Source organism: Ruegeria sp. AP12 (assembly GCF_056540025.1).
Genome location: NZ_JBQFVZ010000001.1, coordinates 809454 through 831625, shown reverse-complemented (window position 1 = coordinate 831625; position 22172 = coordinate 809454). Strand labels below are relative to the sequence as shown.

Annotated in this window: 21 protein-coding genes; 7 read left to right on the top strand and 14 right to left on the bottom strand. The window is 58.8% G+C overall.

From position 1 onward, the window contains the following. Nucleotides 1-16 precede the first annotated feature (16 nt). The 9 genes from ACR0E6_RS04170 to iscR are packed head-to-tail and all read right to left on the bottom strand — an operon-like array spanning nt 17 to nt 7672. The gene (locus ACR0E6_RS04170) at nt 17-1237 is read right to left on the bottom strand and encodes a cysteine desulfurase (RefSeq protein WP_480581121.1); all 1221 of its coding nucleotides are present in this window, start codon (nt 1235-1237) and stop codon (nt 17-19) included. Nucleotides 1238-1249: 12 nt separating this feature from the next. Continuing rightward, nucleotides 1250-1816 (bottom strand): YIP1 family protein, encoded by a 567-nt coding sequence (locus tag ACR0E6_RS04165; RefSeq protein ID WP_170450624.1) that lies wholly within the window; start codon nt 1814-1816, stop codon nt 1250-1252. After that, complete coding sequence (locus ACR0E6_RS04160) at nt 1813-2298, bottom strand: YIP1 family protein (protein WP_170450622.1); 486 nt, start codon at nt 2296-2298, stop codon at nt 1813-1815. The genes ACR0E6_RS04165 and ACR0E6_RS04160 overlap by 4 nt, the downstream gene beginning before the upstream one ends. Then, the gene (locus ACR0E6_RS04155) at nt 2298-3578 is read right to left on the bottom strand and encodes a SufB/SufD family protein (RefSeq protein ID WP_170450620.1); all 1281 of its coding nucleotides are present in this window, start codon (nt 3576-3578) and stop codon (nt 2298-2300) included. The genes ACR0E6_RS04160 and ACR0E6_RS04155 overlap by 1 nt, the downstream gene beginning before the upstream one ends. Further along, a complete protein-coding gene (sufC, locus tag ACR0E6_RS04150; protein ID WP_170450618.1) occupies nt 3578-4333 on the bottom strand; it encodes a Fe-S cluster assembly ATPase SufC in 756 nt (251 codons plus the stop codon). Before sufC ends, ACR0E6_RS04155 begins: the two co-directional genes overlap by 1 nt. Nucleotides 4334-4382: 49 nt before the next feature. Beyond that, nucleotides 4383-4586 (bottom strand): hypothetical protein, encoded by a 204-nt coding sequence (locus ACR0E6_RS04145; RefSeq protein ID WP_170450615.1) that lies wholly within the window; start codon nt 4584-4586, stop codon nt 4383-4385. After that, complete coding sequence (gene sufB, locus ACR0E6_RS04140) at nt 4586-6106, bottom strand: Fe-S cluster assembly protein SufB (RefSeq protein ID WP_170518684.1); 1521 nt, start codon at nt 6104-6106, stop codon at nt 4586-4588. Before sufB ends, ACR0E6_RS04145 begins: the two co-directional genes overlap by 1 nt. 18 nt (nt 6107-6124) lie before the next feature. Beyond that, nucleotides 6125-7168: a cysteine desulfurase family protein gene (locus ACR0E6_RS04135; protein ID WP_480581117.1), complete on the bottom strand. Its 1044-nt coding sequence runs from the start codon at nt 7166-7168 to the stop codon at nt 6125-6127. A gap of 45 nt (nt 7169-7213) precedes the next feature. Then, a complete protein-coding gene (gene iscR, locus ACR0E6_RS04130) occupies nt 7214-7672 on the bottom strand; it encodes a Fe-S cluster assembly transcriptional regulator IscR (protein WP_170450610.1) in 459 nt (152 codons plus the stop codon). A gap of 177 nt (nt 7673-7849) precedes the next feature. Between iscR and ACR0E6_RS04125 the strand changes: the two genes are divergently transcribed. The 6 genes from ACR0E6_RS04125 to ACR0E6_RS04100 all read left to right on the top strand — a co-directional run bounded on the left by ACR0E6_RS04125 (nt 7850) and on the right by ACR0E6_RS04100 (nt 13721). Further along, nucleotides 7850-8503, top strand: a complete 654-nt coding sequence (locus tag ACR0E6_RS04125; RefSeq protein ID WP_170450609.1) for an alpha/beta hydrolase — start codon at nt 7850-7852, stop codon at nt 8501-8503. After that, nucleotides 8503-8748 (top strand): hypothetical protein, encoded by a 246-nt coding sequence (locus ACR0E6_RS04120; protein WP_170450608.1) that lies wholly within the window; start codon nt 8503-8505, stop codon nt 8746-8748. The genes ACR0E6_RS04125 and ACR0E6_RS04120 overlap by 1 nt, the downstream gene beginning before the upstream one ends. Next, nucleotides 8745-9908 (top strand): HD domain-containing protein, encoded by a 1164-nt coding sequence (locus ACR0E6_RS04115; protein ID WP_480581114.1) that lies wholly within the window; start codon nt 8745-8747, stop codon nt 9906-9908. Before ACR0E6_RS04120 ends, ACR0E6_RS04115 begins: the two co-directional genes overlap by 4 nt. Nucleotides 9909-10288: 380 nt before the next feature. Continuing rightward, a complete protein-coding gene (locus tag ACR0E6_RS04110) occupies nt 10289-10624 on the top strand; it encodes an SMR family transporter (RefSeq protein WP_170518694.1) in 336 nt (111 codons plus the stop codon). A gap of 76 nt (nt 10625-10700) precedes the next feature. Next, nucleotides 10701-12518 (top strand): translational GTPase TypA, encoded by a 1818-nt coding sequence (typA, locus tag ACR0E6_RS04105; RefSeq protein ID WP_170629969.1) that lies wholly within the window; start codon nt 10701-10703, stop codon nt 12516-12518. 462 nt (nt 12519-12980) lie between these two features. Further along, nucleotides 12981-13721, top strand: a complete 741-nt coding sequence (locus tag ACR0E6_RS04100; RefSeq protein ID WP_480581111.1) for a hypothetical protein — start codon at nt 12981-12983, stop codon at nt 13719-13721. Between the two features lie 77 nt (nt 13722-13798). Here ACR0E6_RS04100 and ACR0E6_RS04095 read toward each other — a convergent pair whose 3' ends face one another. From ACR0E6_RS04095 to recA, 4 genes are all read right to left on the bottom strand, one after another. Further along, on the bottom strand, nt 13799-14422 hold the full coding sequence (locus ACR0E6_RS04095; protein ID WP_480581109.1) for a transglutaminase-like cysteine peptidase: 624 nt from the start codon (nt 14420-14422) through the stop codon (nt 13799-13801). Nucleotides 14423-14794: 372 nt separating this feature from the next. Next, nucleotides 14795-15082, bottom strand: a complete 288-nt coding sequence (locus ACR0E6_RS04090) for a DUF1330 domain-containing protein (protein WP_480581105.1) — start codon at nt 15080-15082, stop codon at nt 14795-14797. A 1-nt stretch (nt 15083) separates the two neighbouring features. Further along, complete coding sequence (gene alaS / locus ACR0E6_RS04085) at nt 15084-17756, bottom strand: alanine--tRNA ligase (RefSeq protein WP_480581102.1); 2673 nt, start codon at nt 17754-17756, stop codon at nt 15084-15086. A gap of 177 nt (nt 17757-17933) precedes the next feature. After that, entirely contained in the window at nt 17934-19001 is a 1068-nt protein-coding gene (gene recA / locus ACR0E6_RS04080) for a recombinase RecA (protein ID WP_170450592.1), read from the bottom strand. A gap of 192 nt (nt 19002-19193) precedes the next feature. Between recA and ACR0E6_RS04075 the strand changes: the two genes are divergently transcribed. Next, on the top strand, nt 19194-19787 hold the full coding sequence (locus ACR0E6_RS04075) for a gamma-glutamyl kinase (RefSeq protein ID WP_480581099.1): 594 nt from the start codon (nt 19194-19196) through the stop codon (nt 19785-19787). A gap of 91 nt (nt 19788-19878) precedes the next feature. Here the strand turns inward: ACR0E6_RS04075 and ACR0E6_RS04070 are convergent, their stop codons facing one another. Further along, complete coding sequence (locus tag ACR0E6_RS04070; protein ID WP_480581096.1) at nt 19879-22170, bottom strand: two-component system sensor histidine kinase NtrB; 2292 nt, start codon at nt 22168-22170, stop codon at nt 19879-19881. Nucleotides 22171-22172 lie beyond the last annotated feature (2 nt).

Below are 22172 nucleotides of genomic sequence, written 5' to 3'. Positions count from 1 at the left end.
GGGTCCCGGCAAGGTTTCACGCAAACAAATCATGCGCCAGTTCAAGCGCTTCGATCAGCGTGTCGACCTCATCGGTGGTGTTATACAGGCCAAAACTCGCCCGACAGGTCGCAGTAACGCCCAGATGATCCATCAACGGACCCGCGCAGTGATGACCGGCGCGCACGGCGACGCCCTTTTTGTCAAGGATGGTCGAGACGTCATGCGCGTGCCCTGCTCCATCCATCGTGAAGCTGAAGATCGCGGCCTTGTCCGGGCGGGTGCCCTGGACCTGTAGCCAGTTCAACCCGGTCAGGCGTTGCATCGCATAATCGCGCAGGCTGGATTCATGGGCGGCGATGTTCTCCATCCCCAGATCCATCATGTAGTCCAAAGCCACGCCCAAACCGATGGTCTGAACGATGCCGGGTGTTCCGGCTTCGAACTTCATCGGCGGGTCGTTGTACGTGATCTGGTCCTTGCTGACCTCTTTGATCATGTCGCCGCCGCCAATGAAGGGGCGCATTTCGGCCATACGCTCGGATTTGATGAAGATCGCGCCGGACCCCGAGGGGCCGTAGAGCTTATGCCCGGTGATCGCGTAGAAATCGCAGCCAATCTCATCGACGCTGACAGGCATATGAACCGCGCCCTGACTACCGTCCACCAGAACCGGAACACCCTTGGCATGGGCGCCTTGGGTGATGGCTGTGACATCCACAACCGTGCCCAGAACGTTAGAGCATTGCGTCACGGCCACCAGTTTGGTTTTGGGTCCAATCGCATCCAGAACGGCCTGCGGATCAAGGCCGCCATCGGCATCCACATCGACCCATTTCAGAACAACGCCCTGCCGTTCGCGCAGGAAATGCCAGGGCACGATATTGGCGTGATGCTCCATCACGCTCAGCACGATTTCGTCGCCAGCCTCAAGCCGGGGCATGGCCCAGCCGTACGCGACCAGATTGATCCCTTCGGTGGTGCCCGAATTCAGGACGATCTCGTCCTCATTCGCCACCCCAAGGAAACGTGCAATCGTGCCGCGAACGCCTTCGTATTTCTCGGTTGCGAGGTTTGACAGGTAGTGCAAACCGCGATGGACGTTCGAATATTCCTCGGCATAGGCACGGGTCACTGCATCAATCACCGCCTGAGGTTTCTGCGCCGAGGCCCCGTTGTCCAGATAGGTCAGCGGCTTGCCGTTCACCTGCCGCGACAGGATCGGAAAATCAGAGCGGATTTTCTGCACATCATACATAGGGTTGTCTTCCTAGACGGGCGCCACGGGGGCGAGCATAAGGACAAAAGGAACCGCAACCAAAGCGGACAACAAAACCACGCCGAACGATTTCCACAGCGATCCGAACTGATGCGCTTCGTTCAGGAAATGCAACGTGATGTAGAGGCTCAGGATCGCGGTGGCCAACAGCAACACCGCCATCAGGAACGGGATCGTCAGGCTCAGGATCAGGACGCCAAGCAATGCCGCGATCTGCAGGTATTGCACCCAGACGATCAGCACCATCATCCCCTCGAACCGCGCCGTTCCGCCCAGAAAACGGCCGACGAACAGGAAGGCAAGGATGCTGAACATCATCGTACCTGCCGAGCGAACCAATACAATCGGAACGCTTTCCGTAATCGGGCCAGCATCGCCTTCGACAACCGGAATCGACAGGTCAATGCCCAACTGGATTATGCAGTTCAGCACAACAGCAAGGAAAAACGCCAGCCACAGCACCTCGCGCCCCGGGTTCAGGGCCAAGAGCTGACGCGCCGCCTCGGCGGGTTGTCTTAGCGTCAGAACCGCCAGTTGACCCAGGTTCGGAGTATTCATTCAGCGGACCTTTGTACTTGTCGCAGTCCGGATAACCAGAACCAGACAAAAACGGCAACCCAAATCAAACCCACAAGGGTAAGCGTTGGACCAGAGCCGATGAACCCGGCAACCAGTCCGTTCAGCAGAACCAAGGGTGCGGAAGACAGCAAGGCCCAGAACAACGCCAGACGCGCGCCATAGGGCGTCCCTTTGCCACCCGCCAAACGCGCGGCCCAATGCGAGATCAGCGCCAGACTGTAAAAGAACAACGGCAGGATAAAGACCGAGCCCAGCAAGGCACCGCCCAGCAGCATGTTCAGCTCCACCCCTTCAAGATGCGCACGGCGCGCAAGGCTTGGCATCTGAGCGATGAAGGACACAATGCAGAAGGCCATGACGAAAATCAGCGCCCGGTCTTCGCGCGGACCCATATCCAGAAGCCGGCGCACGACACGCCCCGGCCCCCGGTATGTGGCAACGATATCTGACGACACAGGCATCAGCTGCGGCGCGCCAACCAACCTTCCAGACGGCTTACGATGGCCTCGGCCAATGCGCCGTCTTCGATCTCGTCGACGGCCTCGGCCAGAAACGCCAGCGTCAGCATATTGGTCGCGTCCTTGGTCGGAACCCCGCGCGAGCGCAGGTAGAACAGCGCGGTCTCGTCAATCGCGCCCGAGGTTGAGCCGTGCGAGCAGGCCACGTCGTCGGCGTAGATCTCAAGCTCGGGCTTGGCGAGGAACTGGCTGTCATCGTCCAGAAGCAGCGACTGGCTGATCTGATAGCCGTCGGTTTTCTGAGCACCTTCTTTCACAAGGATCTTGCCCTGAAAAACGCCGGTCGCACCGTTGCGCAGCACTTTCTTGAACACCTGACGGCTTTCGCAATTTACCGCATCATGGGTGATGAAGACGGTGTCATCGTGGTGAAAGTCACCATCGCCGACACAGGCCCCCGCCACATGCGCGACGGCGCCATCGCCGGTCAGTTCGACAACCTGTTCATTTCGGGTCAGCACACCATTCACGGTCAGGGTGAAGGACTTGTAGACAGACTCGGTGCCCAGACGGGTGAACATATGGGTCGCGGCCCGACGCTCCCAATCCCTGCCCTGCGCGCGGACGTGATGCAGCGTGCCGTTATCGGCAATGTCGATCTCCATACACTTGTTGAAGCGCGACGCGGCGGGGCCGGTTTCCAGAATGGTCGCCTCGGCACCGCTTTCGACGCGGATTACGTGGTGCAGGATCGCGTCAGACGTCGCGGACTCGTGCCGGTAGATCAGGTTGATCGGCTTGGACGGCTTGCCCGTTACATGAATGGCAACCCCGTCCGACGCAAAGGCGGTGTTCAGCGCGGCCAGTGGGCGCTGCACCGGAACCTGTCCGCGGGCTTCCAGAACGCCATACAGGTCTTTGGCCCAGTGGATATCCTTGCAGCAGATATCCTCCAGACGATCAATGCTCACGCCTTCCTGCGTCAGATCATCTGATTCCTCGGCGCTGAAAACACCGTCGATAAACACGATCTTGAGGCGGTCGAACTCGTCGAACACCAAGGGTTCATCATCCACGAAGACTGCAGCGGGCATGGCCGCAGGCGCGACCAGAGTGTCGGGCCGTGTGTATTTCCAATATTCGTCGCGACGGTTGGGCAGACCCATCTCAAGCACGCGGGCCAGCGCATCTTCGCGCGCGGCGCGGGTGCATCCGGCATCCGGCATGGTCAGCGCTGCCAGCCGCGCCTCGGTTGCGGTTTGTTTGACTTCGGGCAAGGCCATCAGTTCACCTCGGCAAGAATGTCGGCATAACCGTTGTTTTCGACCTCAAGCGCCAGTTCCGGGCCACCGGATTTGACGATGCGACCGTTCGCCATGATATGCACCACATCGGGCTTGATGTGATCCAGCAGGCGCTGATAGTGGGTGATCACAAGGAACCCGCGCCCTTCGTCGCGCAGCGCGTTCACACCTTCGGCCACAAGCTTCATCGCATCCACGTCAAGGCCCGAGTCGGTCTCGTCCATGATGCACATCTTGGGTTCCAGCATGGCCATCTGCAGGATCTCGTTGCGCTTTTTCTCACCGCCCGAGAAACCAACGTTCACAGGACGTTTCAGCATGTCCGCGTCGATCTTCAGGGTCTTGGCCTTGGCGCGCACCTCTTTCAGGAAGTCGGCGGCCGACAGTTCCTCTTCCCCGCGTGCCTTTCGCTGAGCGTTTACAGCCGTACGCAGGAAGGTCATGTTGCCGACGCCCGGAATTTCGACCGGGTACTGGAACGCCAGGAACACACCAGCAGCGGCGCGCTCTTCCGGCTCCATCTCTAGCAGGTCTTCACCGTTCAGAGTGGCCGAACCGTCGGTCACTTCGTATCCATCGCGACCCGACAGCACATAGCTGAGCGTCGACTTGCCCGAGCCATTCGGCCCCATGATCGCGTGTACCTTGCCGGCCTCGACCGTAAGGTCTACACCTTTGAGGATCTGCTTGTCTTCTTCTTCAAGCTGTACGTGCAGGTTCTTGATTTCCAGCATGTTTTGTCCTTTTGCATCTCGCAAGGGGCATCGTCGCCCCGATAAATCCCTATCCCAGTACCTTGCGGATCAGCCGTGCAGCAATCCAACCCAGGATTACCCCACCACCAACCGCCCAGACCGGGTTGATGAAAGCCATGTGATTGATGTTCACGTAAGCCACCCCCAGCAGGCCGCCCAAAACCGGCAGCGCATAGCCCAGCCAGGTCAGCACATCATCCTTCTGGATGCCGTTCCGGGGTGACCGCGTCATCAGCCGACAGAGCCTTCCAGTGAAATCGCTACCAGTTGCTGCGCTTCCATGGCAAATTCCATCGGCAGCGCCTGCAACACGTCTTTGCAGAACCCGTTCACGACCAGCGCCACGGCCTCTTCCTCATCCATGCCGCGCTGACGGCAGTAGAACAGTTGATCATCATCCACCTTCGACGTCGTCGCCTCATGCTCAACGCGGGACGAGTTGTTCTTGACCTCGATATACGGAACCGTATGCGCGCCGCATTTGTCGCCGATCAGCAAGCTGTCACACTGCGTGTAGTTCCGGCTGTCCTTGGCTTTCGGATGCATCGAAACCAGACCGCGATAGGTGTTCTGCGCCTTGCCCGCACTGATGCCCTTGGACACGATGCGCGACTTGGTGTTCTTGCCCAAATGAACCATCTTGGTGCCGGTATCGGCCTGCTGATAGTTGTTCGCAATCGCGATCGAGTAGAACTCACCCTGGCTTTCATTGCCGCGCAGGATGCAGGACGGATATTTCCAGGTCACGGCCGAGCCGGTTTCGACCTGAGTCCACATCACTTTGGACCGATCACCCCGACAATCGGCGCGTTTGGTTACGAAGTTATAGATGCCGCCCTTGCCGTTCTCGTCCCCGGGGAACCAGTTCTGAACGGTCGAATACTTCACCTCGGCGTCTTCTTCGACAATGATCTCGACCACAGCCGCGTGCAATTGGGCGGTGTCACGCTGAGGTGCAGTACAACCTTCCAGATAAGACACGTACGAGCCCTTGTCGGCGATGATCAGCGTGCGTTCGAACTGACCGGTATTCTCCGCGTTGATGCGGAAATAGGTGCTCAGCTCCATCGGGCAGCGGACGCCCGGCGGGATGTAGACGAACGAGCCATCCGAGAACACGGCCGAGTTCAAAGTGGCATAGAAGTTGTCCGACACAGGGACCACGGTGCCCAGGTATTTCTTGACCAGCTCAGGATGTTCTTTGATCGCCTCGGAGATCGAACAGAAGATCACCCCGGCCTTTTTCAATTCGGCCTGGAATGTCGTCCCTACCGAAACCGAGTCAAACACCGCGTCCACAGCGACCTTGCGGCCTTCGGCGGGCGCATCTTCGGCCCCTTCGACCCCGGCCAGAATCATCTGTTCTTTCAGCGGGATACCCAGCTTTTCGTAAGTCGCCAACAGCTTGGGATCGACGTCATCCAGCGACTTCGGCTTCTCCTCCATCGATTTCGGACGGGCATAGTAATACTGGTTCTGAAAATCGATCGGCGGGTAATGCACCATGGCCCATTTCGGCTCATCCATTTTGGTCCAGCGCTCGAAGGCCGACAGACGCCATTCGGTCATCCATTCAGGCTCTTCGTTCTTTTCCGAAATCAACCGCACGATATCCGGGTTCACGCCTTTGGGCGCATACTCCATCTCGATATCGGTGTCCCAGCCGTATTTGTAGGTTCCGACCTCGCGTACCGCATCCACGGTTTCCTGATCGACACCTTCTTTCACCTGGGTCTGGTCCAAAGCGGCCATAACTTACCCTCCGTCAGATCACGCGGCGCGCGCGCGATGCTTTTTCTCTTTCTCAAGCCACGTTTCAGCGAAACGCAGCACATTCTCTTTTGTTGTCAAAGGACCCAGCGAAACGCGGATCGCGCTGGCTGCTGTGACCTCATCAAATCCCATTGCAGTCAATACCGCGCTGGCACGAACCTTGCCGCTGGAGCAGGCAGAGCCCGCACTGACTGCAAAACCCGACAGGTCCATCTGCATGACCTGCGTCTCGCCCTTCCAGCCGGGGGTCGCGAAACACAGAGTGTTCGGCAGTCGCTTTTGACCTTTCCCGACAAAAATAGGTGATTTAACTCCGGCCTCAAGAGCGTTTTCTAGAATATTTCTAAATTCTTCGACCTGCTCCCAAACACCGTTGGCCAAATCCCGCGCGGCTGCTTCAGCTGCAGCCCCGAACCCCGCGATTCCAATCACATTTTCAGTTCCGGACCGACGCCCCATTTCCTGTCCGCCGCCCTTGATCTGCGCCGCCAGATCAGTGCCGCGTTTCATCACAACCGCGCCAACGCCCTTGGGCCCGCCCAGCTTGTGAGCTGAGATCAGCGCCATCTGCACGTCCAGCCAATTGAACGCAACAGGCAATTTGCCAAACGCCTGCGTGGCATCCGTCACGGCCAGACCCGACGGCAAGGACTGCACAATACCGGTTTCGGAATTGGCCAGTTGCAGTGTGGCGCGCGCCGGATCTTCCAAAGAAACCAGTCCCGTTGATAAAACAGGAATATCTTCATCAATCCAGGCTCTTACTGCATCATGTTCAATCGCGGGCCCATGCATATCGCGCCCTGCCAGCGTCAAGGCCGCACCCTCGGTCGAGCCTGAAGTGAACACCACATCCGCTCCATCCGCCCCAAAGGCCGATGCGACCTGCGCCCGCGCGCGTTCGATCAGCGCCTTGGCGGCACGCCCTTCTGCATGGACCGAGGACGGGTTCCCGCAGACCTCCATCGCCGCGATCATCGCGTCCCGCGCTTCGGGTCGCAACGGCGTGGTCGCGTTATGATCCAGATAAACGCGATTCATGGATGCATCTTTTTTCGGTTGCCTGTAACGTGAAACACCATCGCCTTACTCATCCACCACAGCGAACAGGCTGGGAACAGCAGGACAAGGCGCCAGATCGTTCTTGATCACATCCGACAGCCGCGTCTGATGCAGGAATACGTAAACATGCGCGCTCAACCCCTCCCACAGACGATTGGTCAGGGATTGCGCGCGACTGCCCGAGGACGCGCCGGATGCACCTGCCCCTTTGGTCATCGCGTCAACGGTTTCGTCAACGGCTGACAGAACCTCGACCACGCGAATGTCCGAGGCCGGGCGCGCCAGTCGATAGCCGCCACCGGGGCCACGGACCGAAGACACAAGCTCGGCCCGGCGCAGCTTGACGAACAATTGCTCAAGATACGGTAGCGATATGTCCTGACGCTCTGAGATCTCGCCCAGCGTCACAAGCTGATCCGAGGGCTGCAGCGCAATGTCAGCCAGCGCAACCATGGCGTAACGACCTTTCGTCGAAAGCTTCATTGACAATCCCTCATGGCAAGATGCGCGCGAAATCATTGACGCCGCCGCCGCCAGTGCGTATCTCCGACGGACAGCGACGGTACGCGCCGCTACATATTAGAACCGTTCTAAGGTGCCCGACGATTATCGTCAAGTATATCCGGGCTCTCGGAAGAAAAAGACAGGACCAAAGCACACATGCCCGAGGTGATTTTTCCCGGACCCGAAGGCCGCCTGGAAGGCCGTTACCACCCGCAAAAGGAAAAAGACGCACCGATCGCCATCGTGTTGCACCCGCACCCACAGTTTGGCGGGACCATGAACAACAAGGTCGTCTACAACCTGCACTATGCGTTCTACAACATGGGTTTCACCGTGTTGCGCTTTAACTTCCGCGGCGTGGGCCGCAGCCAGGGCGAATATGATCAGGGCGTAGGCGAGTTGAGCGATGCGGCCTCGGCTCTGGACTACCTGCAGTCGATGAACAACAACTCGAAACACTGCTGGGTCGCTGGCTTTTCGTTCGGTGCGTGGATCGGGATGCAATTGCTGATGCGCCGGCCCGAAATCACGGGCTTTATCAGCGTGTCGCCCCCGGCGAACATGTATGACTTTTCGTTCCTGGCGCCCTGCCCGTCTTCCGGTCTGATCATCAACGGATCAGCCGACCGCGTTGCCCCTCCGGCGGACACCACATCGCTGGTGAACAAGCTGCATGAACAGAAAGGCATCACCATCACCCATAACGAGGTCGAAGGTGCAGACCATTTCTTCCAGGACCGTCACATGGATACACTGATCACCGATGTCAGCGACTATGTGAAACGCCGCCTGACCGAGACCACGCGCTGATGTCTGACACCATCACCACCCTCGCCGCCAAACTGGCCGAGGATACGATGAAGGTTATGGACGAAACCGGCGACGACCGGTTCTTTGTCGAGGTGGGTGAGGTTCTGGGCGCGGCGTCGCAATCGCTGGAAGAGGCATTTCTGACCGAAATCCGCGTCCGGATGGCGGAACGCAAGGCGCGCACCTTTGTGATCAAGCGTCTCAGCGACCACCGCTCAAAAGTGAAAGCTATCGAAAAGCAATGAGTGATCGTCTGTCGGCCCAAATCGCCTTTCTGAAACAGGCCGACAGGTTGAAAACAGTGGAACGGGCAAACGTCCTGCTGGACCTGTCCCGCTGTGAAAACTCGGCCGAGCATAGCTGGCATCTGGCCCTTTGGGCTTTGGTCATGGAGCCATTGGCCGGACCCGAGGTTTCGATTGACCGGGTGATCCGCATGTTGCTGTTGCATGATCTGGTTGAGATCATCGTGGGCGACCATCCGATCCATCTGCAGACCGACTGGCAGGCCGTCGCCAAGGCTGAACAAGCCGCGGCCTCGGAACTGTTTGGCCTGCTGCCCGCCGATCAGGCGGCGGAGTTTCAAAGCCTCTGGCAGGAGTTCGAGGCCGATCAATCCGCCGACGCCCGTTTTGCAAAAATTCTGGATCGCTCTCAGCCCCTATTTCAGGTGCTCTGCGCGCAGCATCCTCGGGCCGATCATATTGACGTCGTGCAAGATAATCTGGACGGTGGGCGCGCAGCTTATCTGGCGCAGGATTTCCCTTTGGCCTTTGGTCATGCGCGGGCACTGCTGGACGGCGCGGATACGGACTCCAACGCATTTACAACACGCCTGCCCTTCCTGGCCGAGGCTGATCAGTTGAAAACAGTCCTGCGCGCCTCGCGCCTGATGGCGTCCGACCGGTTTGAGAATTCTGCCGAGCATTCCTGGCACATTATGCTCTATGCTTGGGTCTTGGCGGAATATGCCGAGGACGGAGTGTCCGAGGCCCGCGCCCTGCGCATGCTGTTGCTGCACGATATCGTCGAAATCGACGCCGGAGATCACCCGATCCACGGACAAGTGGATCACGCCGCCCAAACCGCCAAAGAGGAGGCGGCAGCAAAACGTCTGTTCGGCCTGCTTCCCGAACCGCAGCAAACGCAATTCGCGGCTCTGTGGCACGAGTTCGAGGCGGCGGAGACGCCGGATGCGCGGTTTGCCAAGGCCGTTGACCGGTTCCAGACCCCGGTGGCCAATCTGGAAACAGGTGGCGGGTCGTGGGTCGATTACAACGTAACCTATGCTCAGCTGGAAACACGGGTACGACCGGCGGTTGAAGGCGGTGCCCCGCAGCTTTGGCAGTGGCTACAGCCGCAACTGGCCGCCTATTTTCAAACGCACAGCACAGCGGGCGCATAGCCAGAAATAGAAAAAGGAGCCCAAAGGCCCCTTTTCCCTCTGCTTCGTTCTGATCGGCGCTTAAATTACGCTACCATCCAACTTTTCAACCATATTGGCTGCATCAGTATCGACGGACCCCCCGCCAGCAAGCCACCCAAGCGCTACGATAACAAACGCAGCAAGAATGACGGTTTTTGCAAATAACGTCATGAAACAATACTCAGTAACAAAAAAAACCAATACACGGGGAACTTTACACAAATTCAACTTTACCCATAGTCAGGTATACCTGACCTTCATGTTGTGGGTCGGCACTGCTTTCCAACTGAATGTGCTTGCCGCAGATTGCAAAGTCGTGGTCAAGCTTGCCTGGGTTTATTGAGACAAAGGTATAAAACATGCCCAAAGCCTACCTGATCCTGCTGCTTGCGGTCTTTGCAGAAACCGTAGGGACAACTGCGTTGCAGGCCAGCCAGCAATTCACGCGGCTTTGGCCGTCGGTTCTGGTCGTTGTCAGCTATGGGTTTGCCTTCTACCTTTTGGGCCTGACCCTGAAATTCATGCCGGTTGGTATCGTCTACGCAATCTGGTCCGGATTGGGGATATTCTTCATCGCAATAATTGGCTTCGTTGTCTTTGGACAAAAACTGGACATCTGGGCCGTTCTGGGGCTGACCCTGATCCTGGCCGGAATTCTGATCATTCACCTGTTTTCGAAGACTGCGGGCCATTGAACGCCTGTTAGGGGTGGTAACTTTGCGCGTGCCGCGTTATGCGCGCGGCAACTTCCCGTTCAAAGGCTGACCTCTCATGGACCTGCGCAACATCGCAATCATCGCTCACGTGGACCACGGCAAGACGACCCTGGTGGATGAGCTGCTCAAACAATCCGGCGCGTTCCGGGAAAACCAGGCCGTGGCGGAACGCGCCATGGACAGCAACGATCTGGAACGCGAGCGTGGCATCACCATTCTGGCCAAAGCCACCTCGGTCGAGTGGAAGGGCACACGCATCAACATCGTTGACACCCCTGGCCACGCCGATTTCGGTGGTGAGGTTGAGCGGATCCTCAGCATGGTGGACGGTGTGGTCCTGCTGGTCGACGCCGCCGAAGGCCCGATGCCGCAGACCAAGTTCGTGACCTCCAAGGCGCTTGCGTTGGGTCTGCGTCCAATCGTGGTGTTGAACAAAGTCGACAAGCCCGATGCCGAGCCCGACCGGGCGCTGGACGAATGCTTTGACCTGTTCGCCAACCTCGGCGCCGATGACGACCAGCTGGATTTCCCCGCAATGTACGCCTCCGGCCGGTCCGGCTGGGCCGATATGGAGCTGGACGGTCCCCGCAAGGACCTGACCGCCCTGTTCGACCTGATCGTGGATCACGTCCCCGCGCCCAAGCAGGCCGAAAAGAAAGACGAACCTTTCCGCATGCTGGCCACAACACTGGGCAACGACCCGTTCATTGGCCGTATCCTGACTGGTCGCGTTGAAAGCGGCACCCTGAAAGCCGGCGACACCCTCAAGGCGCTCAGCCGCGACGGCACGCTGATTGAGAACTTCCGCGCCTCGAAAATCCTGGCCTTCCGTGGTCTGGCGCAACAGCCCATCGATGTGGCCGAAGCAGGCGACATCGTTACCATCGCGGGTATGAGCAAGGCGACAGTCGCCGACTCGCTGGTCTCGCCGCAGGTTGACGAAGCCCTGCCCGCCCAACCCATCGACCCGCCCACCATCACTGTGACCTTCGGCATCAACGACTCGCCCCTGGCCGGGCGGGACGGCAAAAAGGTGCAGTCCCGCGTCATCCGTGACCGCCTGATGAAAGAGGCCGAATCCAACGTTGCCATCCGCATCACCGACACCCCCGGAGGTGAAGCGTTCGAGGTTGCAGGCCGTGGCGAATTGCAGATGGGCGTTCTGATTGAAAACATGCGCCGTGAAGGGTTCGAACTCAGCATCTCGCGCCCGCAGGTTCTGTTCCGCGAAGAAAACGGTCAGCGGCTGGAACCGGTCGAAGAAGTTACCATTGACGTGGATGACGAATACTCGGGCGCGGTGATCGAAAAAATCACCGGCGCGCGCAAAGGTGAGCTGGTCGAGATGCGCCCCGCTGGTGCGGGCAAAACCCGCATTATCGCCCATGTCCCCTCGCGCGGCCTGATCGGCTATCACGGCGAATTCCTGACTGACACCCGTGGTACCGGCGTACTGAACCGGGTGTTCCATGACTGGGCCGCTCACAAAGGCCAGATCCCCGGTCGTCGCGCTGGTGTTCTGATCTCGATGGAAAAAGGTCAGGCTGTCGCTTACGCGCTGTGGAATCTGGAAGAGCGTGGCCGCATGTTTGTTGGCCCTCAGGCAGAAGTGTATCAGGGCATGGTGATCGGTGAGCATTCGCGCGACAACGATCTGGAAGTGAACCCTCTGAAGGGCAAGAAACTGACCAACGTGCGCGCCAGCGGATCTGATGACGCTGTACGCCTGACGCCGCATGTTCAGTTCTCGCTGGAAGAGGCGATTGCCTATATCGACGATGATGAACTGGTCGAGGTAACCCCCAACGCCATTCGTCTGCGCAAGCGCTTTCTGGACCCCCATGAACGCAAGCGCATGGCGAAATCCGCCTAAATTGTGGCAAATGGTCGATTTCGAAATTGGAAACAATGACACGAGTGTGACATTTTTTCATCCATCCCAAAAATGATGAAAATGGGGAGACCTTCCGTAACGGCAGGTCTAACCCCTGTTTTTCATGGCCGTTCAACTTTTAGTAAAGTTAAAATCAAGTGACTCACCCAATCCGGCCCTTGTAAATTCGGCCAGAGAAAGGTGTATTCATGACTAAAGTGTGACGTCGTTCATACAACGCACGGTTTCAATAGTGCATAAGATCGACGCAGTAAGTAATGAGTTTCAAGGAGTAGCGCCATGCGCATCAAGTCTCGTATACTACCCGTTATATTTGCATCAGCTACACTTCCTTTGCTCGCGGCTGGTCCCGCATTGGCTGATGGGAAATGTACAGTTCGGACCGCCAAACAGTCTGTATCGACGGAAACCCTGTGTGCTTGTACCGTCGTTGAATCCCGTATGCTGCGGTATCTGCAGCGTCGTTCGGATTTCGAAGATATTCTGGCCCGGACGCTTCAGACCTGCCCCGCGTTCGCAGCAGTTCTGACCGACTTCCCGACAGCGTCGATTGGCGCGCCGTCACAACGTTCCGGCGACGGTCCGGCTGACGAAAACGGCGGTGGGTCAAGCTCTGGCGGTGGGTCCAGTTCCGGTGGTGGGTCCAGTTCCGGTGGTGGATCAAGCTCCGGCGGCTCAAGCTCGGGCGGCGTGACGCCTACTGGCGGTTCCAGTGGTGGATCAAGCTCGGGCGGATCAAGTTCCGGTGGCTCCAGCTCCGGCGGATCAAGTTCCGGTGGCTCCAGCTCCGGCGGATCAAGCTCAGGTGGCTCCAGCTCCGGCGGATCGAGCTCGGGCGGCTCCAGCTCCGGTGGGTCCGAAGGTGGCTCCAGCTCTGGTGGATCAAGCTCGGGTGGCTCCAGTTCCGGCGGTTCTGAAGGTGGCTCCAGCTCGGGCGGTTCAAGCTCAGGCGGTTCAAGCTCCGGTGGGTCTGAGGGTGGCTCCAGCTCTGGTGGTTCAAGCTCGGGTGGCTCCAGCTCTGGTGGGTCCGAAGGTGGCTCCAGTTCTGGTGGGTCCAGTTCTGGTGGGTCCAGCTCCGGCGGTGGATCTGAAGGCGGCGGAACCGAAGGGGGTGACTCGCCCGAAGGTAACGGAACCGAAGGCGGCGGCTCGCCTGAAGCCGGTGATCAGGGCACGAACTAAGCTCGGGTTAGAATGCAAAAAAGCCAGCGGTTGCAACTGTCGCCGCTGGCTTTTTGCGATGCGTTCTTGGTCTTACGTTAACTGCTACCGTAGACACCAACCCAACGCCGAGGTTGTTTGGGATCCTGCATGCGAAGGAACAGATACTGGGTCGCGGACCAGGGCTTAATTCGATTGGTCAGATTGTCCAGAACCAAATCCCCCTGCGCCGAACGGTAGACCAATACAGCATGTGCATTGCGGTGTTTGTCGAGCACAGTTGCAATCAGCAGTTTTCTGGGATCGATACCTGCGTTGATCAGATCGCGCTTTTTCAGCAACGCGAAATCCTCGCAATCGCCACCGCGCGAGGTCGGAAGCGCCCAACGTTCGCGAGTTCTGTATTGCGATTGATCGGTCACTTCGCGAATGGTGGCGTTTACGTGGCGATTGATGCGCTGAACGATCTGCATCTCTTGCTGGCTGGTCAGGGACCCGGACCGTTTCGTGGTGCACGCCCAATCATACTGGCGGCACAACTGACGTGCGCCGGTTGGCGGAGGGGACGCGGATACACTGGTGATGAAAGCCCCTTCCGAGGCCTGGGAAACGGTTCCCCCAAGGAACGTGCCAAAAGTAATGGCAACGACACCCAAAAAGCGCCCCGAACCTGCCGCAGCGCGCCCTAAGATGGACGTGAATTTCCCGCCATTCGATTTCATGCCTGTCCCTCGATCCAAGTCTCTCCGAGCGATTGTCGTCAAACCGGACCATATTCCGTTTTCAGAAACTATCCGTAAACGTGGCCGATTATGCAATCTAGGTCGAAACTGAAGGGGAAAAAGGGCGGAAATTCGTCACTTATTTTGACCATTTCGGGCAAGAAATGGGTTCAGATGGCCACAATTGTGACGGGAAACCTGATCGGATACTCGCCTGAGCAGGCTTAAGTGTATGACATTTATGAAGTAAAACTCACGCCTTTCGCGAGCCTGCAGTTGCCACAATCATGCCATCCGCGCCTTGGCTGATTTTCGCTTACTTACGGCCCACTTGCACGCGACGCGCCCGAAACGCACCGCGTCTGGTGATTCTCAGTCGGTGATCTCAACCACGACCAACTCACGTTCGCTGGCATCGCGCGCGTGATCCAGCGCCGTTTGGTAGTCATCCGAATTATAACAGTCCACCGCCGCTTCGACGGACGGGAACCGGGCGACCACATTCCGTGGCCGCTTTTTCCCTTCTAACTGAACGTAACGGGCGGCGCGGGCGATGAACTCACCGCCATGTTTGGCGATCGCGGGTCCGGCCAGCTCGGCGTATTTTCCATATGATTCGGCGTCGGTCACCGTTACGTGCGAAATCCAGAGTGCGGGCATGTTACGCTCCTAATACCTGTTCGGCGGCCTTGATCGCCGCGTCGGCGTTGGAGGCATCCTTGCCCCCGCCCTGCGCCATATCGGGACGGCCTCCGCCGCCTTTCCCGCCCAGTTCCACAACAGCGGCCTTCACCAGATCCACCGCGGAAACCGTGTCGGTCAGGTCCGACGTCACACCGGCCGCAACGGCGGCCTTGCCACCAGCATCCGCGATCAACAATACCGCGCCCGAGCCAAGACGGGCTTTGTGTTCGTCTATCAGCGCAGGCAGGTCCTTGCCCGATACACCGCTCAGCGCCTGGGCCAGGAACTTGATGCCATTGACCTCGCGCGCCTCGGCCCCGTTGCCCTGCCCCGCGCCGCCAGCCATGGCCAGGTCACGGCGCAGCTGAGCGACCTCGTTTTGAAGCGCCTTGCGTTCGTCCAGCAAGGATTTGACACGGCTGACCACATCATCCGGCTGTGCTTTCAACTCTGTCGCGATCTGGGCCAGACGATGATCCTGCGCCGAAAGATAGCGAAACGCCTCATCCCCGGTCAGCGCTTCGATCCGCCGGACACCGGCGCTGCTGGCGCTGTCGCCCAGAACAACAAAGGTTCCGATGTCGCCGGTTTGGCGCACATGCGTACCGCCGCACAGTTCAATCGACCAGGTCTCACCATCCTGTCCCTTACCGGTCGGCGCCTTGCCCATCGACACAACGCGCACTTCGTCGCCGTATTTCTCACCAAACAGGGCCTGCGCACCCAGCCCCCGCGCGTCATCCGGGGTCATGATCCGGGTCTCGACGGTCGAGTTCTGGCGGATGAAATCATTCACCTCGCGTTCAACCTTTTGGATTTCGTCCAGCGTCAGCGCTTTGGAGTGGCTGAAATCGAACCGCAGGCGGTCGGATGCATTCAACGACCCACGCTGCGCCACGTGATCACCCAGTGTTTCGCGCAAGGCCTCGTGCAGCAAATGCGTCGCCGAGTGATTGCCACGGATCGCCGAACGGCGCGCGTGATCAACCTCCAACTCAACCGCGTCGCCCTTGGACAAAGCGCCGTGATCCACGGTTACTTTGTGCGCATAGACCTTCCCGTCTGCGAATTTCTTTGTGTCTTCGACGCGCGAAACATCATCGCGCTCCTCCAGCCGTCGAATTTCACCCGTGTCGCCAACCTGACCGCCGGCCTCGCCGTAAAACGGCGTCTGGTTCACCACGACCCAGCCGCTGTTGTCCTGCTCGATCTTGTCGACCAAAGCGCCATCGACGATCAGCGCGGCAACCTGACCTTCGGCTTTCTCGGTATCGTAACCCAGGAAGTCCGTGGCCCCCGCGCTGTCCAGCACGTCGAACCAAACGGCCTGATCCGCTGCTTCGCCCGAACCCGCCCACGCGGCACGGGCCTTGGCCTTTTGCTCGGCCATGGCGGCGTCGAACCCATCGGTATCGACGGTTCGGCCTTTTTCGCGCAGCGCATCCTGCGTCAGGTCCAGCGGGAACCCATATGTGTCATACAGCTTGAACGCCGCATCGCCGGGCAAAGCCGCACCTTCGGGCAGGCCTGCAACTTCATCATCCAGCAGTTTCAGGCCGCGATCCAATGTCTGTTTGAAACGGGTTTCCTCAAGCAGCAGAGTCTCTTCGATCAGCGGCTGCGCCTGTCCAAGTTCGGAATATTGCGCGCCCATCAATTGCACCAGAGTCGGAACCAGCCGGTGCATAACCGGATCTTTTGCGCCCAGCAGATGCGCATGGCGCATCGCGCGGCGCATGATCCGGCGCAGCACGTAGCCGCGCCCGTCATTGGATGGCATCACACCATCCGCGATCAGGAACGAGGTCGAGCGCAGGTGATCCGCAATCACCCGGTGGTGCACGTTCTGGTCGCCATAGGGATCAACGCCAGTTGCATCCGCCGACGCCTCGATCAGCGTTTTGAACAGGTCAGTGTCATAGTTGTCATGGCTGCCCTGCAGCAGCGCGCCAATCCGTTCCAGCCCCATACCGGTGTCAATCGACTGCATGTCGAGTTCCACCATCGAGCCGTCCTCGAACTGCTCGTTCTGCATGAAAACGATGTTCCAGATTTCGATGAACCGGTCGCCATCTTCCTCGGCTGATCCCGGTGGCCCGCCCCAGATGTGGTCGCCGTGGTCATAGAAAATCTCGGTGCACGGGCCACAGGGGCCGGTCGGGCCCATTTGCCAGAAATTGTCACTGGTGGCGATGCGGATGATCCGATCCTCAGGCACGCCGACCTTTTTCCAGATCTCGAACGCTTCATCATCGGTGTGATAAACCGTTGTCAACAAACGGTTCTTGTCGATACCGAATTCCTTGGTGATCAGCTCCCACGCGAAAGGAATCGCCTCGGGTTTGAAGTAGTCGCCGAACGAGAAATTCCCTAACATCTCGAAAAACGTATGGTGCCGCGCGGTGTAACCCACATTGTCCAGATCGTTGTGCTTGCCGCCGGCACGCACACATTTCTGCGCCGTGGTGGCGCGCTGGTAGTCGCGGGTTTCAACGCCCGTGAACAGGTTCTTGAACTGCACCATGCCCGAGTTCACGAACATCAGCGTCGGGTCGTTGCGCGGCACCAATGGGCTGGACGCAACCACCTCGTGCCCCTGCTTGGCGAAGTAGTTCAGAAAGGTCGATCGGATATCGTTCAGCGTGGGCATCAGGCTCTCTCAGCGCGAAATCATACTCGTTTGCGCAGGTTTACCGCCGCGTCCGGGGAGTGTCCACAGCATAGCCGTTCCAAACGAAACAAGGCGGCCCCGATGGACCGCCCTGTTCCCAGTATTCTCAGCACCATCGGGGTGCCGGGGGATTTCTGCTGTTCCCGTCAGCGTCCTTTACGCTTCGAGGATGTCGTCATCATCGGCAGCGCCGGGCGGCATGTCGAAATCCAGACCGTGGGCCGCGCGAATCTTATCCTCAATCTCCAGCGCGATGCGGGAATTGTCGCGCAGGTATTGCTTGGCATTCTCGCGCCCCTGCCCGATCCGTTCGTCGCCATAGCTGAACCACGAGCCCGATTTCTCGACCACGCCAGCCTTGACGCCCAGATCCAGCAACTCACCCATCTTGCTGATACCTTCGCCATACATGATGTCGAATTCCACCTGCTTGAACGGCGGTGCCACCTTGTTCTTCACAACCTTCACGCGGGTCTGGTTGCCGACCACCTCGTCGCGGTCCTTGATCGCGCCGATGCGGCGGATGTCCAGACGGACCGAGCTGTAGAACTTCAGCGCATTGCCACCGGTGGTGGTCTCCGGGCTGCCGAACATGACACCGATCTTCATCCGGATCTGGTTGATGAAGATCACCATACAGTTCGAACGACTGATCGAGCCGGTCAGCTTACGCATCGCCTGGCTCATCAGGCGGGCCTGAACGCCCACGTTGCTGTCGCCCATGTCGCCCTCAAGCTCGGATTTCGGCGTCAGCGCCGCCACCGAGTCGACCACGACCATGTTCACAGCCCCCGAACGCACCAGCGTATCGGTAATCTCAAGCGCCTGTTCGCCGGTATCGGGTTGCGAGATCAGCAACTCATCCAGATCGACGCCCAGCTTGCGGGCATATTGCGGGTCCAGCGCATGTTCCGCATCGACAAAGGCGCAGACACCGCCACGTTTCTGCTGTTCGGCAATACAATGCAGCGTCAGGGTCGTTTTACCCGAGCTTTCCGGCCCGTAAATTTCAACAATCCGCCCCATCGGCAGACCGCCGATTCCCAGCGCGATATCCAGACCCAGCGATCCGGTCGAGCTTGCGTCGATATCCTGCTTGGCATCCTCGCCCAGCTTCATGATCGAGCCTTTGCCGAACTGCCGTTCGATCTGGGCCAGCGCACTGTCGAGCGCCTTTTGCTTATCCGCGTTTTTCTTGTCGCTCATCGTCAGAAGATCCGCCATTGTCCTGTCGCCTTCCCTTTTGTCACACCCTTTGCCGGGCGGCAATCGCTGCTTTGTTCGCCTCTTGTTCCTTATGGGACCAAAAAGAGAACATTTCAACTAAAACTTACAGAACTTACTTTTGGGCAATTGTGTTAAAGAGTCGTTTACGACACTCTGCCATCATGGTGAAATACAGTTCGGGGCCGATAAATGCTTGTTTTCTATAAAGAACGCCTTGCGTTTTTATCTGTCCCCAAGACTGGCAGCACGGCTTACCACACCGCGTTGGGTGCGCGGGCCGATCTGGTTGTGACCGGCCCACCCGAGTTGAAACACGCGCCGGTGCGCCGGTTTGATCGGTTTTTTCAGAACATGTATCGAAAGATGTACGACACCGAGATGGAAATCATGGCCGTCGTACGCGAACCGATTGACTGGCTGGGCAGTTGGTACCGCTTTCGCAGCCGCGAGGATCGGATCGGCCATCCCCATTCGACCCGCAACCTGAGCTTTGATGAGTATGTTCGCGCCTATATGCAGAACCCGCGCCCCGGGTTTGCGGATGTAGGCAGCCAAAGCCAGTTTTTTCGGACCAGAAACAACGGGGTCGGTGCAACCCATATCTTCAAATACGAACATCAGGACAAGGTCCTGAGCTTTTTGCAGGACCGGTTGCAGATGGACATCTCTCTGCCGCGCGAGAATGTTTCCCCGCCGGGCGACCTGACCCTGTCAGCCGAGACCGAACGAAAGTTCCGCAGCAAACACGCCGAGGAATTCGCAACCCATGACGTCGCCCTTTGAAGCGTGCAACCTTAAATCTGAGACGCGAATACCCTTGGGCGCTCGCGGGCCATTCCTGTCGCAGGGTAATTCAGGCTAAAGGTCGCACGCTTTAGGCAAGCTGCTGGTGCACGGCCTCGGTCAGTTGGTTCAGTGAAAACGGCTTGGGCAGGAAGGTCGAGTTGGCGATCTGTGGCCCTGAATCCCCGAATGCACCTTCGGTGTAGCCCGACATAAAGACCACCCGCGCATCAGGCCGGGTTTCCAACGCCTTGCCCACCCAGGTCGGCCCATCCATACCCGGCATGACCACATCCGTGACAAAGACGTCCACGATCAGGTCAGGGTCTTCCAGAAGGCGCAGGGCATCCTCGGCCGATTCCGCCTCGAGCACCGTATAGCCTTTCAGGCGCAAGGCCCGGGTTGCAAAAGCGCGGACCGGCGCTTCGTCTTCCACCAGCAGCACAACCCCTTCGCCCTGACGCGCTGATTGGACGACCGGTGGCGCCTCTTCCACCACCTCCGGGGCCGAGGCCGAAGTGCAGACCGGCAGAAACACGGTGAAATCGGTTCCCCGCCCCGGCGCGCTGTCGACAAAAATGAAACCGCCGGTCTGCTTGACGATGCCATAGACGGTGGACAGGCCCAGCCCCGTCCCCTCACCCGTTCGTTTGGTCGTATAAAACGGCTCGAACACCTTTTGCAGTTTGTCGGCGGGAATGCCGATGCCGCTGTCGCTGACCTTTACAGTCACATATTCGCCCGGCGGTACACTCGCACGGTCGCGGCGCAGGGGTTCTGTCAGGGCCAGCACCTCGGTCTCAATCCGAATCTCACCCCCATCCGGCATGGCGTCGCGGGCGTTGACCACAAGGTTCATCAGCACCTGTTCCAATTGGCGCTTATCGGCGCGCACGGGTTTCAGAACCGGATCATGGCTGAGGGTCAACTGCACCTTTTCCCCCACAAGCCGGTTTAGCAAATGGATCAGGTCCGAGATTGTGTCGCGCAGGTCCAAAACCTCGGGTCGCAGGGTTTGTTTGCGCGAAAACGCCAGAAGCTGACTGACCAAGGCTGCGGCGCGGTTGGCGTTCTGGTTGATCTGGACGAGATCGGCATAGTCGGGATCATTGTGGTCATGGCGCAGCAACAGCAAATCGCAATGGCCCGAGATGGCGGTGAGCAAATTGTTGAAATCATGCGCCACGCCACCCGCCAACTGCCCGACGGCCTGCATCTTCTGCCCCTGCACAAACTGGGCCTCAAGGGTCTTGAGCTCGGTCGCGTCGTTCAGAACGGCAATCAGGCAGACCTGCCCGTCATCGATCACCCGCCTCAGCGTCACCTGCACGAAAATCTCTTTGTCATCGCGGGTAAGGCGCAGGAATTCGGACCGCTGCGTGTCTTCTCCGGCCGCGGTCCTTTCCAACCATTCGAGGATCGGATGGCCCAGCCCCTGCATGATGTGGCTGATGTTGGTGTGGTTCAGATGGCTTCCGCCCAGCAGTTTCAGCGCAAGACGGTTGGCTTCCTGAATCGTTCCGTCCGGCAGCAGGCACATGATCGGAACAGGCAGATCGGCAAAGCATGTTCCGACCCCATGGCTTGGTGTCTCGGCCAAAGGCACCAGCGCCAGATTGCGCCCAATACCCGAGCGCGACAGTTGTGTCACGGCGGCAGGCGTCGTGCCGTTTTGTGTTGTGAGTTGCCGAATTCCGCCTTCGGGCCCAAGGCTATCCGGCAGAAACTGGTCCATTTTTTCGGGCCGATATCCCAAAAGACGTTCAGCGGCGGCGTTAAGGTCCAGCACGACGCCGTTTCGCCCCTCGGTCAAAACCGGCAGGGACAGATCCGTCCACGGACCGCCCTCATTGAGGTGAAACCGCCAGCAAAACAGGCCGTTTCCAAGCCCGAAAACAGAAACCGGGATGGTTGCGTCATGGGTGACAATATCCTCATGCGCGCGCCCCTGAGCCTGCGCCTGCGATTGAAGGCGCAGCAGAATCGCGGCGGGATTGGCAAAGACCGATCGCAAACATTTGGCCAGGCCTGCACCCGGATCGGCTTGAAACCTTTTTTGGGCCTGTGCGTTCGCGATAAGGATGTCGCCATGCGCGTTCGCGATCAGGCATGGAAACGGGTCTTGCTGCGCAAAGGCGGCCATGACCGAGGCCATCTGTTGCGCCGAGCGGTTTGCCAGCATCGTCTTTGCGACGACGCCCAGCACGACGACCAGCAAGGACCCACCCGACACCCACAAGCCGTACATCCAATCCGAGGACAAAAGACCGGACATCGGCGCCAGGGTCAAAGCAAGCGCTACAACAGCCAAAGAGCCCGCGCGCCACGCGGGCGGTGATTTCTGGTCGGGCGGATCGGGAAAAAACTCGGCAGCGTCGGACATGA

What these genes read in the sequence shown, in the direction of transcription:
- ACR0E6_RS04170 (WP_480581121.1), bottom strand. Translation starts at nt 1,237, where the DNA reads ATGTATGATGTGCAGAAAATCCGCTCTGATTTTCCGATCCTGTCGCGG.
- ACR0E6_RS04165 (WP_170450624.1), bottom strand. Translation starts at nt 1,816, where the DNA reads ATGAATACTCCGAACCTGGGTCAACTGGCGGTTCTGACGCTAAGACAA.
- ACR0E6_RS04160 (WP_170450622.1), bottom strand. Translation starts at nt 2,298, where the DNA reads ATGCCTGTGTCGTCAGATATCGTTGCCACATACCGGGGGCCGGGGCGT.
- ACR0E6_RS04155 (WP_170450620.1), bottom strand. Translation starts at nt 3,578, where the DNA reads ATGGCCTTGCCCGAAGTCAAACAAACCGCAACCGAGGCGCGGCTGGCA.
- sufC (WP_170450618.1), bottom strand. Translation starts at nt 4,333, where the DNA reads ATGCTGGAAATCAAGAACCTGCACGTACAGCTTGAAGAAGAAGACAAG.
- ACR0E6_RS04145 (WP_170450615.1), bottom strand. Translation starts at nt 4,586, where the DNA reads ATGACGCGGTCACCCCGGAACGGCATCCAGAAGGATGATGTGCTGACC.
- sufB (WP_170518684.1), bottom strand. Translation starts at nt 6,106, where the DNA reads ATGGCCGCTTTGGACCAGACCCAGGTGAAAGAAGGTGTCGATCAGGAA.
- ACR0E6_RS04135 (WP_480581117.1), bottom strand. Translation starts at nt 7,168, where the DNA reads ATGAATCGCGTTTATCTGGATCATAACGCGACCACGCCGTTGCGACCC.
- iscR (WP_170450610.1), bottom strand. Translation starts at nt 7,672, where the DNA reads ATGAAGCTTTCGACGAAAGGTCGTTACGCCATGGTTGCGCTGGCTGAC.
- ACR0E6_RS04125 (WP_170450609.1), top strand. Translation starts at nt 7,850, where the DNA reads ATGCCCGAGGTGATTTTTCCCGGACCCGAAGGCCGCCTGGAAGGCCGT.
- ACR0E6_RS04120 (WP_170450608.1), top strand. Translation starts at nt 8,503, where the DNA reads ATGTCTGACACCATCACCACCCTCGCCGCCAAACTGGCCGAGGATACG.
- ACR0E6_RS04115 (WP_480581114.1), top strand. Translation starts at nt 8,745, where the DNA reads ATGAGTGATCGTCTGTCGGCCCAAATCGCCTTTCTGAAACAGGCCGAC.
- ACR0E6_RS04110 (WP_170518694.1), top strand. Translation starts at nt 10,289, where the DNA reads ATGCCCAAAGCCTACCTGATCCTGCTGCTTGCGGTCTTTGCAGAAACC.
- typA (WP_170629969.1), top strand. Translation starts at nt 10,701, where the DNA reads ATGGACCTGCGCAACATCGCAATCATCGCTCACGTGGACCACGGCAAG.
- ACR0E6_RS04100 (WP_480581111.1), top strand. Translation starts at nt 12,981, where the DNA reads ATGCTGCGGTATCTGCAGCGTCGTTCGGATTTCGAAGATATTCTGGCC.
- ACR0E6_RS04095 (WP_480581109.1), bottom strand. Translation starts at nt 14,422, where the DNA reads ATGAAATCGAATGGCGGGAAATTCACGTCCATCTTAGGGCGCGCTGCG.
- ACR0E6_RS04090 (WP_480581105.1), bottom strand. Translation starts at nt 15,082, where the DNA reads ATGCCCGCACTCTGGATTTCGCACGTAACGGTGACCGACGCCGAATCA.
- alaS (WP_480581102.1), bottom strand. Translation starts at nt 17,756, where the DNA reads ATGCCCACGCTGAACGATATCCGATCGACCTTTCTGAACTACTTCGCC.
- recA (WP_170450592.1), bottom strand. Translation starts at nt 19,001, where the DNA reads ATGGCGGATCTTCTGACGATGAGCGACAAGAAAAACGCGGATAAGCAA.
- ACR0E6_RS04075 (WP_480581099.1), top strand. Translation starts at nt 19,194, where the DNA reads ATGCTTGTTTTCTATAAAGAACGCCTTGCGTTTTTATCTGTCCCCAAG.
- ACR0E6_RS04070 (WP_480581096.1), bottom strand. Translation starts at nt 22,170, where the DNA reads ATGTCCGACGCTGCCGAGTTTTTTCCCGATCCGCCCGACCAGAAATCA.